This is a genomic window from Nocardia yamanashiensis NBRC 100130 (assembly GCF_001613325.1).
Classification (GTDB): domain Bacteria; phylum Actinomycetota; class Actinomycetes; order Mycobacteriales; family Mycobacteriaceae; genus Nocardia; species Nocardia yamanashiensis.
In genome coordinates this window covers 277,446-290,532 of sequence record NZ_BDCD01000011.1, presented here as the reverse complement: position 1 = coordinate 290,532, position 13,087 = coordinate 277,446, and the positions used below count along the sequence as shown (strand labels likewise).

At 67.3% G+C, this 13,087-nt stretch carries 15 protein-coding genes; 8 read left to right on the top strand and 7 right to left on the bottom strand.

Annotated features, from left to right (window positions below; translation table 11 throughout):
- Window positions 1–49: 49 nt before the first annotated feature.
- Window positions 50–850, top strand: coding sequence for a nucleotidyltransferase domain-containing protein (locus NY1_RS11955; protein WP_067711166.1), 801 nt, complete (start codon window positions 50–52; stop codon window positions 848–850).
- Here the strand turns inward: NY1_RS11955 and NY1_RS11950 are convergent.
- The 3 genes from NY1_RS11950 to NY1_RS11940 all read right to left on the bottom strand — a co-directional run bounded on the left by NY1_RS11950 (window position 831) and on the right by NY1_RS11940 (window position 3,846).
- On the bottom strand, window positions 831–1,049 hold the full coding sequence (locus NY1_RS11950) for a cold-shock protein (RefSeq protein ID WP_067711165.1): 219 nt from the start codon (window positions 1,047–1,049) through the stop codon (window positions 831–833). The two genes, NY1_RS11955 and NY1_RS11950, sit on opposite strands and share 20 nt — an antisense overlap.
- A gap of 79 nt (window positions 1,050–1,128) precedes the next feature.
- Window positions 1,129–3,189, bottom strand: coding sequence for an ATP-binding protein (locus tag NY1_RS11945; RefSeq protein WP_067711163.1), 2,061 nt, complete (start codon window positions 3,187–3,189; stop codon window positions 1,129–1,131).
- Window positions 3,190–3,351: 162 nt separating this feature from the next.
- Window positions 3,352–3,846: a winged helix-turn-helix transcriptional regulator gene (locus NY1_RS11940; RefSeq protein WP_067711162.1), complete on the bottom strand. Its 495-nt coding sequence runs from the start codon at window positions 3,844–3,846 to the stop codon at window positions 3,352–3,354.
- 102 nt (window positions 3,847–3,948) lie between these two features.
- On the opposite strand from NY1_RS11940, the gene NY1_RS11935 reads away from it, so the two are divergent.
- Both NY1_RS11935 and NY1_RS11930 read left to right on the top strand, forming a co-directional pair.
- The gene (locus NY1_RS11935; RefSeq protein WP_067711160.1) at window positions 3,949–4,602 is read left to right on the top strand and encodes a dihydrofolate reductase family protein; all 654 of its coding nucleotides are present in this window, start codon (window positions 3,949–3,951) and stop codon (window positions 4,600–4,602) included.
- Window positions 4,603–4,685: 83 nt separating this feature from the next.
- On the top strand, window positions 4,686–5,765 hold the full coding sequence (locus NY1_RS11930; protein WP_067711159.1) for an MBL fold metallo-hydrolase: 1,080 nt from the start codon (window positions 4,686–4,688) through the stop codon (window positions 5,763–5,765).
- A gap of 4 nt (window positions 5,766–5,769) precedes the next feature.
- Here the strand turns inward: NY1_RS11930 and NY1_RS11925 are convergent, their stop codons facing one another.
- Window positions 5,770–6,276 (bottom strand): GNAT family N-acetyltransferase, encoded by a 507-nt coding sequence (locus tag NY1_RS11925; RefSeq protein WP_067711539.1) that lies wholly within the window; start codon window positions 6,274–6,276, stop codon window positions 5,770–5,772.
- Window positions 6,277–6,316: 40 nt separating this feature from the next.
- Window positions 6,317–6,775: a winged helix-turn-helix transcriptional regulator gene (locus tag NY1_RS11920; RefSeq protein ID WP_067711157.1), complete on the bottom strand. Its 459-nt coding sequence runs from the start codon at window positions 6,773–6,775 to the stop codon at window positions 6,317–6,319.
- An 83-nt stretch (window positions 6,776–6,858) separates the two neighbouring features.
- Here NY1_RS11920 and NY1_RS11915 point away from each other — a divergent pair, with 83 nt between their 5' ends.
- Together NY1_RS11915 and NY1_RS11910 are read left to right on the top strand one after the other, a co-directional pair.
- A complete protein-coding gene (locus tag NY1_RS11915) occupies window positions 6,859–7,533 on the top strand; it encodes a nitroreductase (protein WP_067711156.1) in 675 nt (224 codons plus the stop codon).
- 101 nt (window positions 7,534–7,634) lie between these two features.
- A complete protein-coding gene (locus NY1_RS11910) occupies window positions 7,635–8,840 on the top strand; it encodes a lipase family protein (protein ID WP_233434293.1) in 1,206 nt (401 codons plus the stop codon).
- Here the strand turns inward: NY1_RS11910 and NY1_RS11905 are convergent.
- Window positions 8,837–9,490, bottom strand: coding sequence for a TetR/AcrR family transcriptional regulator (locus tag NY1_RS11905; protein WP_067711153.1), 654 nt, complete (start codon window positions 9,488–9,490; stop codon window positions 8,837–8,839). The two genes, NY1_RS11910 and NY1_RS11905, sit on opposite strands and share 4 nt — an antisense overlap.
- A 22-nt stretch (window positions 9,491–9,512) precedes the next feature.
- Here NY1_RS11905 and NY1_RS11900 point away from each other — a divergent pair, with 22 nt between their 5' ends.
- From NY1_RS11900 to NY1_RS11890, 3 genes are read left to right on the top strand one after another with little or no spacing between them, the layout of a single operon-like run.
- A complete protein-coding gene (locus NY1_RS11900; RefSeq protein ID WP_067711151.1) occupies window positions 9,513–10,184 on the top strand; it encodes a class II aldolase/adducin family protein in 672 nt (223 codons plus the stop codon).
- Window positions 10,181–11,137 (top strand): carbohydrate kinase family protein, encoded by a 957-nt coding sequence (locus tag NY1_RS11895; protein ID WP_067711149.1) that lies wholly within the window; start codon window positions 10,181–10,183, stop codon window positions 11,135–11,137. Before NY1_RS11900 ends, NY1_RS11895 begins: the two co-directional genes overlap by 4 nt.
- A 50-nt stretch (window positions 11,138–11,187) precedes the next feature.
- Window positions 11,188–12,021, top strand: coding sequence for a DUF559 domain-containing protein (locus NY1_RS11890; protein WP_084534875.1), 834 nt, complete (start codon window positions 11,188–11,190; stop codon window positions 12,019–12,021).
- 81 nt (window positions 12,022–12,102) lie between these two features.
- Here the strand turns inward: NY1_RS11890 and NY1_RS11885 are convergent, their stop codons facing one another.
- Window positions 12,103–12,966 (bottom strand): alpha/beta fold hydrolase, encoded by an 864-nt coding sequence (locus NY1_RS11885; RefSeq protein WP_067711148.1) that lies wholly within the window; start codon window positions 12,964–12,966, stop codon window positions 12,103–12,105.
- Window positions 12,967–13,087 lie beyond the last annotated feature (121 nt).

Genomic DNA, 13,087 nt, shown 5'->3' with positions numbered 1-13,087 from the left:
GCCCTATTGACGTGGACCGGAGCCGGCTCCCGGGCTAGCCTCGAGCCCCATGACCCTGCGCTCGATTCCCCCCGAGATGGACCCCGCGGTGGTCGCCACGATCGACGGCGAACTGGACCGGATCGAGCGCGACGACCAGGTCTCCGTCCTGCTCGCCATCGAGAGCGGCAGCCGGGCGTGGGGGTTCCCGTCGCCCGATTCCGACTACGACTGCCGGTTCGTCTACCTGCGCCCGATCCAGGACTACGTGACGCCGTGGCCGGGCCGCGATGTCATCGAGACGCCGCTGATCGGTCTGCTGGATGTGAACGGCTGGGATCTGATGAAGGCGCTGCGGCTGCTCGTCAGCGGCAATGCGGTACTGATCGAATGGCTGATGTCTCCGATCGTCTATCGCGGTGACGCCGAATTCCGCACGGAACTGCGGGAACTCGCCGACACCGTGGCGGATCGCAATCGGGTGGCCCGGCACTATCTGCATCTGGGCCGGCGGCAATGGCAGCTGTTCGATTCGAATCGATCGCTGAAGAAGGTTTTCTACTCGCTGCGCCCGGCCATGGCATTGCGCTGGCTGCACGAGCACCCGGACAAATCCGTGGCGCCCATGCATTTGCCGACCCTGCTGGCGGAATGCGAACTTCCGGCCGAGCTGACCACGGCCGTCGCGGAATTGACCGAGCTGAAATCACGCACCCGCGAAATGGGCGCCGGCAGCGTTCCGGAACCCATCGCTAATTTCATCGGCGCCGAATTCGAACGAGCCGCAGACGAATTCACGAAGGATTCGCCGGAGCAGCGCGAGCGCGCCAAGGCGCTGGCGACGGCCTTCTTCAGAAGCCGCCTGCTGTGATGACGCGCACGCTCACGGCCTCGGGCCCCGGCTTGGTGCGGCGCACCTCGAATTCCACGCGCTGACCTTCCGCGAGGGACCGGAAGCCCTCGCCTTCGACGGCGGTGTACTCCACGAACACGTCGGGACCGCCGCCGTCGGGGCTCAGGAAACCGAAGCCCTTCTCGCTGTCGAACCACTTCACCGTGCCGTGAACCATTCACCGAACCTTTTCGAACGTCTGGACGACCCCCGCGGACCCCGGTCCATGGTGTCATGAGCGTGATCCGCGGTCGCGGTCACCCGGCCCGCGCATCACCGCGACGGTCTGCGTCGCTGTGAGATTCTTCGCCGGAACCGCGCATGGCGTAAACACGTTCGAGGAAATCGCGGTGTGCCCGCAGCGTGGCGTCGAGCAGTTCGCGCCAGGTGCGGCGGTCCACCCGCTGATCGCTGAAGAGCGAGGACAGCGAGGCCGGGCCGAGCCGGTCGATGTGATCGACGATGAAGGTGAGCCGCCGGCGCGGGAACTGCGCGCCGATGCGCGGGTTCTCGTCCAGGAAGCGATCCAGCTCGTAGAGGTAGTTGACGGCGCGGTTGTACTCGTTGTCGGTCAGGTGATAGTCCATGCGCTTGATCTCGACGATCCACAGTTCGCCGGAATCGTGCAGCAGCACGAAATCCGGTTCCCGCTTCTCGCTGCCGATGGCCGAAGTCCGCAGGGACACACCGAATTTCTGCGCGTACCAGCGTTCGAAGCTGGCGCGCACCCGTTTGAGCGATTCGTTCATGCCCAGCGGCGTCCACTCCGGGGCGAGCAGCCACGGCGCGCTCTCGATGAGTTCCTGGAAGGGGCGCTCCAGCGAGCGGCGGTCGTCGATGAGGGCGCGCAACCGATCCACCACGGCCACGCGCTCGCTGGCGATCTGGCCCAGGGAGTAGATCTCGGCGACCCGGGCGCGCTCGAAAAGCGCTACCACGACGTCCAATTCGGGATCGGCCTCGTCCTCGGCGATCTCCTTGAGCGTTTCCAGCAGGCTGCGCTGCGGGCCCAGCGAGAGCGCGAGGCGGAGCATGTTCTCGATGTGCGCGGGATCGTCGAGCGCGGCACGGTCCTTGTTGGCCACCAGGATTCGCGCGGCGTCCACCACGGAATCGCGGAACATCCGGTCCCCCGGCGCGATCGCCTCCAGGGTCGCGTGCAGCCGGGAGCGTTCCACGAACTCCTCCCAGACCCGGCGGCGAATGGATTTCTCCCCGAGCCGGCCGATCTCCTTGATCAGCGCCCGGCCCCACAGCGCCAGCGCCTCCCCGCGCGGCGACCCCCACATGATGTCCTGGCGGTCGGAGCGGACCAGGTCCTCCTCGTCGTCGAGCCAGTCCACGTGCACCGCGCCGACCAGGTAGGAGCGCAATTTGAACTCGCCGGTGAAGCCCGACCGGATGCCGAAGTCCCGGGTCTGCGCGACGATCTTGCCGCGGGCGTAGATCCGCACCCCGGCCATCGCCTCGTCGCGGTAGGGCTGTTTCGAGTAGGCGATCCAACCGCTCACCGGCAGAAACTGATTGCCCAGGCGCACCGGCACCCGGGAGACGTCGACTCGCGTCTCCTCCATCACGTCGATGGGCAGATCGCTGAGCGTGAACTCCTCGTCGCCGATGCTGTTGTGCACCTGCACCCGCCAGTCCGAGCGCTCGATGCCGAAGCGCGCCGCCAGCTGCCGGCTCAGCTCGGAACCGGAGTTGACCCGCTTGCGCGAGAAATTGCGCAGGATGACGGTGGTGCCGCGCTCGGGCGCGAAAGTGCCATCCAGCGCACCGGGTTTCGGGTAGTAGTCGCGTTCGGTGTCGGAGAGCATATCGTCGAGATCGAGCACCAGATGCGCGACCGGCCAGCCCGCCGGGGTGTGGTCGTCGTGGCGGCTGCCCGCCGAGATCACCTCGATGGTGCGGCAGATGCCGAAGGCGGCGAGTTTCCCGATTCCCTTGCGCCCCATCACCGGTCGCCGCCGTTCGCGGGACAGATCCGAGCCGGTGCGCACCCGCCGATCGGAGCCGACCATGAGGTAGTTCCGGTTCACCTCGTCGGCGGTCATGCCGTGGCCGTTGTCGGAAACCACTATCTCGTACGGCGGTTCGTCCGCGGCCCGCACATTGCCGGTGAGCGTGACGCCCCACGGCAGCGTCACGTCGACCTCGGTGGCGTCGGCATCGTAGGAATTCGCGATGAGTTCGGCGAGCACGGCCGAAACCCGGTCGTAGAGCCGGATACCCAGCTTGTCGATGGCGAGGCGGCTGATGCGCATCGTGTATCGATGGTCTTCGAACTCGTGCGCGGCCGCATGCACCTCTTTGTACATGGTGGGCCCCCAATTGCCCTCTCGGCAGCCTTCGTTCAGCTACCACTGAAATCGATGCAACGCTCTTGTTCTAACAAGGGGCTTAACGTTTGCCGACCACTTGATAACGGTGCAATCCCGTAATTCACCGCCGGATTGCCGTATGCAACCGCAAGGTCTCGGCTACCGGGCGCCTTTCGCGATCGCGGCCTGGTAGGCGGCGGCCAGGCGGGCGGTGGCGCGCGGGCGGCCGGTATCGGGAAGCGTTGTGCCCAAATGGGATTCGCGCAGCTCGTCCATGAAGTCGGACCAGAGCTCGGGGCCGCCCTGCTCCAGCAGTTCGGCGCGGACCCGTAAACGCTCGGTGGTGGGGCGATGACGGAGCCCCCACGAACCCAGCGCCGCCATCACCGGCACCAGCTGGATGGCGGGCTCGGTGAGGCGGTACTCGGCCTTCTGCCCCGGGCGCGCCTCGTCGCGGCTCAGCAGTCCGGCGGCGACGAGGCGCTTGAGGCGATCGGAGAGGATGTTGGAGGCGATGCCCTCCTCCGATCCGGCGAGGAGTTCGCGGAAGTGGCGGCGGTTGCCGAACATGACATCGCGCAGCACCAGCAGCGTCCACTTGTCGCCGATCACCTCGATGGTCGCGTTGATCGGGCATCCCGACCTGGGCTCCATCCGTGCCTCCCATACCAATTGCGCGCAACCGATTGCAAATCACAACCGCTTGCTCCTATCATAGCTACCGATTGCAAATCGCAACCAGTTAGGGAGCGCATCATGCCGAAACTTCGCGTACAGAACCTGTCGATCTCCCTGGACGGCTACGTCGCCGGGCCGGACCAGAGCCAGGACAATCCCCTCGGCGTCGGGGGTGAAGCGTTGCACCACTGGGTCTTCGCCACCGACCACGGGCGCGCCATGATGGGCGAGGAGAAGACCGGCGCGGGCGGGCTGGACAACGAGTACGCCACCCGGTTCGGGGTCGGCATCGGCGCGACCATCATGGGGCGCAATATGTTCGGGCCCGTTCGCGGCGAATGGCCGGACTACTCGTGGAACGGCTGGTGGGGGCCGAACCCGCCGTATCACAACGACACATTCGTGCTGACCCACTATCCGCGGCCGTCGGTGGAGATGGAGGGCGGCACCGTCTTCCACTTCGTGAACGACACTCCCGAAGCCGTGCTGAAGCGGGCTTTCGAGGCCGCCGACGGCAAGGACGTGGCGCTGGGCGGCGGCGCGTCGGTCATCCGGCAGTTCCTGCGCGCCGGGCTGGTGGATTCGCTGCATCTGGCGCAGGTGCCGATACTGCTGGGCGCGGGCGAGCGGATCTTCGAGGATCTCGGGACGCTGCCCGGGTACGAGTGCACCAAGCTGGAGAGCTCGGCGGCGGTCACCCACATCACCTTCGAGCGCATCGCCGGGGCCTGAGACGGACGGTGACAAGTAGGTCCCGCCCGGGGCAGAATGCGGAGCGCGGTCAGCCTCGGCCGCTGGCTGAGACAGGGGACGCGGTGGCGAGTATTTCCGGATTGCGCGGCATTGCCGACTTGGGTGGCCGGTTCGCCACGCCGCCGATCGCCGCGCCCACGCTCGCGGAGACCATCGCGGCACGGCGACGGTTCTTCGGTGACGCGGCGGTGGATCCGGAAACCGGTGCGGTACGGGCGGATCAGGTGCTGATGGCGTGGTTCGGGTGCGCGTCGTTCGCCATCGCCATGGACGGGGTGGTGTTTCTCTGCGATGCCTGGGTGCCGCGCGGGGTGACGTCCGGGTACGTGCCGACCACACCCGCCGAGGTGGCGGCGCTGCGGCCGGCGGCGATCTTCATCGGGCACGGGCATTTCGATCATGCGGCCGATGCCGGGCCGATCGCGCAGGCCACCGGGGCGGTGGTGCACGGGACCGCGGAGCATTGCGCCACGGTGCGCGGGCAGGTGCGCGGCACAGCCGAATTCGCCTGCAAGGAACTGGGTTCCGCCGATTCCACCCCGGGCGATCGCTACGATTTCGAGCTCGCGCCCGGTCTGTCGGTGACGGCGATCCGGCACATCCACTCCGCGCCCACGCCGCGTGCGACCGGACCGGACGCTTCCCCGCGCGTCATGCCGACGCCGTGCCTGTGCGATATCCGCACGCACCCACCGACTCTCGCCGACGCCGGTCATCTGGCGCGCAATATCTCCGCACCCGAGGGCGGGGTCCTGCTGTACCAATTCCGTACGGAGAGCTTCACTCTCACCTGGCACGACTCATCCGGGCCGCTGGTGGACAAGGCGCCGCAGGTGCTGGACGTACTGCGTTCCCTGCCGGGTTCGGATGTGCAGATCGGGGCCATTCAGGGGTTCAATCAGTTCCGCAACGGCCTCCGGGATCCGCGGACGTACATCGAGGCACTGCGACCGAAGGTGTTCGTGCCCAACCATCACGACAATTGGTTCCCGCTCTTCACCGCGCGCGGCGCGGCGCTGCGCACACCCTTGCACGACGAGCTGGCGCGCATCCCGGAAGCCGACCGTCCCGAGGTCCGAATGCTGCTGGACCCCAGTGACTATCTCGCGTCCGGGCGGCTCGCTTTCGGCATCGATGGCTGACCGGTCATCGGAAGCGCAGCACCATCGTGACGCTGGTGCCGCCCGCGGCATTGGTGATATCGCTGCCCGGCAGGTCCTCGAACCCCAGCCGCTGATACAACGCGCGGGCCGGATTATCCAGCCGCACACTTAAACTCAGCGCATCGTGCCGGGTTCGGGCCGCGTCGATCAGGCTGGTCAGCAGTGCGGTGCCCAACCCGGAGCCGCGCACGCCGGGCGCGACCGCGATGGCGAGTTCGGGTGTCCGTTCGTCCACGAATCCGTAGGCGGCATTGCCGGCGGTGTACAGGCGCGCCCACGCGGCGCCCCGCGCGCTGCCGTCCGCGCCACCGATCACACCGAAATCACCTGGCGCGCCCCAGTTCTCGACGTAGCGGGCCAGGGCCGGGATCTCACGCAGTTCGTCCGGGTCGGTGCGCCCCAGGTCGGCGGAGTGCGAGGCTTCGAACAGCATCGCCCACAGGAACTTCTCGTCGTCGGCAGCGGCGGGCCGGATAATCAGGTCGGACACCGGCCCGACTATACGAACGCGGGCCGGTTCGGTCACCTCGTTATCCGGTGGGGAGTTTCATCCCCGGCCCCGCTTCGGGCGTCACGTCCCGCGCGGTGATCTCCTGCTCGCAGGCATCGCACACGAGGTGCACGTGCGCCTCGCCGGTGCAATCGCGATGCCGGTAGTAGACGGGCGGCCCGTCCGGCGCCATGTGCGCATCGCCCCAGTCCCGGAACGCCATCAGGATCGGGTACACGTCATGGCCTTTGGCGGTCAGCCGGTACTCCTCGTGCGCACCGGTCTCCGGCCGCTGCTTCACCAGGATGCCGTGCTCGACCAGCCGATCGAGCCGATCCTGCAAGCGCCCCTTGGAAATTCCGAGATACGACTGGAACCCGTTGAACCTGCGCACCCCGGAGAAGGCCGCCTTGAGGATGAGCAGCGTCCAGCGGTCGCCGAATACCACCAGCGATCGCGTGATCGAACACGGCTCGTCGGCCAGCTCCTCATATCGCATCTTCCGATCCTACCCATCTGGTCCTAATATGAGACCGAATACAACCGGTCTCGAAATGAGACCAACCAAGGAGGGGCTTCACCATGTCCGATCGCTACACCGCGCTGCAATCCCTGCTCGACGAGCGCTACACCTGCCGGGCCTTCCGCCCCGACGCCGTCGACCGGGACACCATCGAATCGATTCTGCGGCTGGCGCAGCGCACCCCGTCCTGGTGCAACACCCAGCCGTGGCAGCTGGTCGTCACCGCGGATCCGGCCGCCACCGACCGCTTCCGCAAAGCGCTGCTCGACCACATCGAGGGCACCCCCGCGCAGACCGACATCCCCTTCCCCGCCGCCTACAACGGGGTGTACCGCGATCGCCGCCGGGAGTGCGGCGGCGCGCTGTACCAGGCGGTCGGCGTGCAGCGCGGCGACCACGCGGGCAGCCTGCGCCAAATGCTGCGCAACTTTGAGCTTTTCGACGCCCCGCACGTGGCCGTCCTGACCACCGAGGCCGACCTCGGGGCGTACGGCGCGGTCGATTGCGGGCTGTATCTGACCTCGTTCCTGCTGTGCGCGCAGAGCCTCGGGGTCGCGACCGCCCCGCAGGCCGCGCTGGCCACCTATTCGCCGTTCCTGCACGAGTACTTCGAGATTCCGGCGCAGCGCCAGGTGGTGGCGGGGATTTCGTTCGGCTACCCGGACGCCGGGCATGCCTCGAACAGCTTCCGCACCACGCGCGCGGAGCTCGATCAGGTGGTGACCTGGGCGTGAATATTCGCTTCGGCGCGTCGAAGCGCTGACGTTCCGAAGCGGGCGATCGCTGTGCGACGATCCGTGCCATCAGGACGAACGCCCGACGGGCCGTAGCCCGATTGTGCGCGTCGCTGGCGATCGCGGCCGCGGCGCTGTTCCCGGCGGGTCACGGCACCGCGGACCCGATCTCCGAGCTGATGGATCCGCCGCACGAACTGGCGGCGGTGCTGCCGACGCCTTTGGACGATCCGTTCTATGTGCCGCCCGGCGGCTGGCTGGAACGGCCGCTGGGCGCGGCGCTCTCGGTGCGCTCGGTCGCGAGCTGGTTCCTCACACCGGTGCGCGCGGTGGAGATGCTGGTGCGCTCCACCGATACGCACGGCCGGCCGACGCCGGTGAACGCGACCCTGTACGTGCCGCGCGACCCGTGGACCGGTGCGGGCACCCGGCCGCTGGTGTCGTACAACATCCCGACGTCGTCGCTCGGAAACACTTGTGCGCCTTCGTATCAGCTCAAGCGGGGCTTCCAAGGCGATATGGTGTCGATCCAGTTGCTGCTGTCCCGCGGCTACGCGGTGATCGTGCCCGACCATCAGGGCCCGCGGCAGGCGTACGCGGCCGGGCACATGGGCGGTCACGCGGTGCTCGACGCGGTCCGCGCCGCCCTGCATCTGCAATTGACCGATCTGAGCCCGCGCAGTCCCGTGGTGTTGAGCGGGTATTCCGGCGGCGGGATAGCCACCGGCTGGGCGGCTCAGCTCGCTCCCGCCTATGCCCCCGAGCTTCCGCTGGCCGGAGCCGTGATCGGTGGTCTCCCGGCCGATTACGACCTGCTACTGAAGACCATGGACGGCAATGCCGCGACCGGCGTCTTCCTGGCCGCCACGCTCGGTCTGGCCCGGGAGTATCCCGAACTGCTGTCCCTGCTCAACGACAACGGCTGGCGGATCGCGCACGCGCTGCGCGACGCCTGCGTGGTCTTACAGGCGGCGCTCGGGCTGGCCGCGCCGCTGCCGCTCGACCGATTCACCGACACCGATCCGCTCGAGACGCCGCTGGGCCGGAAAGTGGTGTCGGACAACCGTCTCGGCGTGCACACACCCCGCGCGCCGATATTCCTCTACCACGGGACGGGCGAAATCTGGATCCCGCTCACGGCCGTGGAAACGCTCTACGACGACTGGTGCCGCGGCGGCGCGTCGGTGCGGCTGCAGACCTTTCCCGGCGAGCATTTCACGGTCGGTGCGATGATGGTGCCGACGCTGAGCCGCTGGGTGGACGAAATCATCACCGGCACACTGGTTCCCGCCGGCTGCACTCGTTAATCGGTGCGCCGCTCCAGCTCCGCGAGATAACCGCGCAGCGCGGTCTTCAACTCCCGCAACATCTTCGTGTCACCGTTCGGGTCGATACGGAACGCCTCCTGCATGAGCGCATCGGCCATCAGATGCACCGCCAGGCACGCGCGCCCCACCCATTCGCGATCCGGAAGCATCTTCTGCGCCAGCACGATTCGCCGCAATCCATCGGCCATGCGCCGTTTGTGCTCCCGGTCCGCGACCCGGATCGCCTCCGACACGTGCCGCCCGAACCACAGCGCCCGGAACCCCGGCTCCCGCCGATACACCTCGGCGAACACCTCCACCAGCCCCTCCACCGGATCATCCCAATGCTGTTGCCCCGCAGCCGCTATCAAATCGTCCAGGGTTCCTTCGATCCGCCCCAGATACTCGTCGGCCAGCGCATCCAGCACCGCGTCTCGATCCGGCAGGTACTGGTACAGCGACCCCACCGACACGCCCGCGTCCTGCGCCAGCCGCACCATCCGCAAGGCCTCGACCCCCTCGACGGCCACGATCCGATCCGCGGCCGCCAGCACCCGCGCCACCCGCTCCTTGCTCCGAGCCTGCTGCGGCACCCTCCGCACCGTCGTCTCCACCGCACCCTCTTTTCCCAACCAGAATGCGAATCGCATTCACATTTCGTACATTAACCGCATGCCCACCCCAGCGCTCGCCGACCGCCAACGCGTAGCCGAGGCCTGCCACCGCCTCGCCGCTGCCGGTCTTCTCATCGGCATCGCCGGCAATGTCAGCCTGCGCCTGGGCGACCTCGTGGCCGTCACCGCCACCGGCGCCACCCTCGCCGACCTCACCCCCGCCCAGGTCACCCTCGTGGACCTCGACGGCGCCGCAATCTCCGGCGACTACGCCCCCACCTCCGAACTCCAACTCCACCTGGGCATCTATCGCACCCTTCCTACCGGCGCGATCGTCCACACACATGCCCCCAAATCCACCGCCATCGGGTGCGTGCTGCCCGAACTGCCCGTCCTGCACTACCAGCAGCTCGCCCTGGGCGGCGAGACCCCCGTGGTTCCCTTCCACCCCTTCGGCACCCCCGAACTGGCTGGGGCCGTATTGGATTCGCTGTCCACCGGGAAACAAGCCACCCTCCTCGCCAACCACGGCGCGGTAACCCTCGGCTCGACCTTGGACCAAGCCGTGGAAAACGCGCTCCTCCTCGAATGGGCCTGCGCCCTATACCTCGACGCCGCCGTGCTGGGGACGCCCCGCCCCCTGACTCCGTCCCAGCAACAAGCCGTCATCGAAATAGCCCTCCGCACCGGCTACGGCACCCCCAAACCGCTCACCAAGGACCACCAATGAACGTGATCACCATGGGCGTCCACGTCCTCGACATCCTCGTCCACCCCGTCTCCGAACTCCCCCGCGGCCAGGAAACCGCCCTGGTCGAAACCATCCGCATGTCCCCCGCCGGCACCGCCGCGGGCACCGCCGTCGTCCTGTCCAAACTCGGCGCCGCCGTCCGCACCGCCGGCGCCATCGGCACCGACCCCACCGGCGACCTGCTACTGAACCTCCTGCACCGCTACGGAATCGACACCTCCCTGGTGGTCCGCAAACCCGAAATCCCCACCTCCGCCACCGTCCTCCCCATCCACCCCAACGGCGACCGCCCCACCCTCCACCTACTCGGCGCCAACCCCTTCTACGCCCCCGCCGACATCGACTGGTCCGCCTTCACCACCGCCACCCACCTCCACCTCGGCGGCCCCGAGCTCCTCGGCGCCCCCAACGCGGCACGAATCCTCCAGCAAGCCAAAGCATCCGGCCTCACCACCTCCGCCGACCTCCTGGCCCCCGGCTCCCTCGGCTCCTTGGATGCCATCGCCCCCGCCCTCCCTCACCTCGACTACCTACTCCCCAACGAAGACCAAGCCCTGGGCTTCACCGGTGCCACCGATCTTGTAGCCGCCTGCCACATCCTCCACTCCGCCGGCGTCGGCGTCCTCGCCATCACCCGAGGCCCGCACGGCGCCCTCCTCTCCTCCCCCAACCACATCCGAGAATTCCCCGCCTACCCGACGAAGGTCGTAGACACCACCGGCTGCGGCGACGCCTTCTCCGCCGGCTTCCTCCGCGCCGTATCCCTGGGCCGCGACCTCCCCGCCGCCGTCCACCTCGGCCTCGCCACCGCTGCCTTCGTAGCCCAAGGCCTCGGCACCGACCACGGCGACTACACCCTCGCCACCATCGATGAATTCATTGCGACCCAATCGAATTCCACAACTGAAGACGTATCCACACCCCACCTGTAACCCCAGGTCGCTGAACTCACCTACCTGGCCGGCTCTGCCACCCTCGACATGTGATCCGCACCCGCGCCCAACTGCTGGCCGACGGCATCCCATCCAGCACCATCCACGCCCGCTGCCGCAGCGGCTATTACATCCAAATCCTCCCCGGCGTCTACAGCACCGGCACCCCATCCCTGCTCACCAAGACGCAAGCCGTAATCGCCTGGCTCCCAACCGCCATCATCTCCCACACCACCGCCGCCTGGCTCCAAGGCATGCTCCCCGAACCACCCCTGATCGACGCCACCGTCCCCAAGGAAACGCGCCGCGCCACCCCCGAATGGCTCCGCCTCCACCGCCGCACCTTGGACGCCGCCTGGATAACAGAATTCGACGACCTCCCCATCACCGCACCCCCGCTCACCCTCCTCGACTGCCTCAACTCCCTCCCCCACTCAGAAGCAAACGCCCTGATCGACCACCACATCGACCACACCACCGCCCACTCCCTCCTCACCCTCTCCACCTCCCACCTCCGCGGCTCCTCCACCCTCGCAAAGCAACTCCGAGCAGCCGCCACCCGCTTCGCCTCCGAACCGGAACGCCTCTTCGCCAGAGCTCTCCACGACCGCGGCCTCCACCTCCTCGCAAACCACCCCATCGGCAACTACTACGCCGACTTCGCAGACGAACGCTCCCGCACCATCATTGAGATAGACGGCCGCGAATTCCACAGCGCCCCCGCAGTGTTCCGCCAAGATCGCCGCCGCCAAAACCACTTACAACTCGCCGGCTGGCTCGTCCTCCGCTACGCAGCCGCCGACATCTTCCAATCCCTGAACACCTGCGCAGACGAAGCCGCCACAGTCATCCGCCGCAGAAGGCACAACCGCTGGAAGCCCTAACCTGGAGTTTTCCTCCACTTTCCCCCTCCCCCAATCGGTTTCCCGACAAAACCGCCGCCAAAGCGGAGCAAAACTCCAACCTCACCCCGCCGTCTCGCTCACCAACCCCACCAACGCCGCCCTCACCACCTCAGGCCGCTCATCCACAATGAAATGCCCACACCCCACAGTCTCCAGCCGATAGTCATCCGCCCGCGCCGTCTCCGCCGCCGCCAACGACACATGAATCGCCGCATCCTCCACCCCGAAGACCGCCCGAATCGGCACCACCGCACGCCCCGCCTCCGGACTCCGCACCGCCCGAGGCACCTCCCGCAACAAAAACGTCCGATACGTATCCGTAGCAGCCCGAGCCACCACCGGATCCCGAAACCGTTCCGAATAAACCCGCACCGTCTCGAGATCCACCTCCGACCCCCTCCCGAACAACCACTCCAAATACCGAGTCCGCCGCTGCAACGGCACCCCCACACTCGCCACCAACGGCTGATACAACAAGAACCGCCAAGCATGCCGAGCCATCGTCTTCGCCGGCACCCACGGATGCGCCATATTCAGCGCCAAGTACCCCCGAAACCGCTCCGGCTCCCGCAACACCATCCGATACCCGAGATACGCGCCCCAGTCATGCCCAACCAAAATCACCTCGTCCAACTCCAACGCATCCATCAGCGCCAGAACATCACTCGCGACATCCTCCTTCCCCCACCGATGCGGCGCAGCCCCCGACCACCCATACCCGGGCAGATCCGGCACGATGATCCGAAGGCCAACCGGTGGACTCGCGAGCAGATCGCGGTATGCGTAGTGATGCTGTGGCCATCCATGTAGCGCGAGAACTGGTGTTCCGCTTCCCGATTCAGTGACAAGGAATCGGACTCCGCGCGCCTCGACAACATGCCGTCGCACACCGTGGATGACCGGCGGTTCCAGTTGAGCAGCCATAGCTCACGCTAGCGAATCGCGTCGGAATCCCAAACCTGTCGGAGGCCGCGATTAGTCTGAAATCATGATCGAATCGGCCCGATCGGAGAATACCCACCGGCAGGCTGGTGCTTCACGGTCC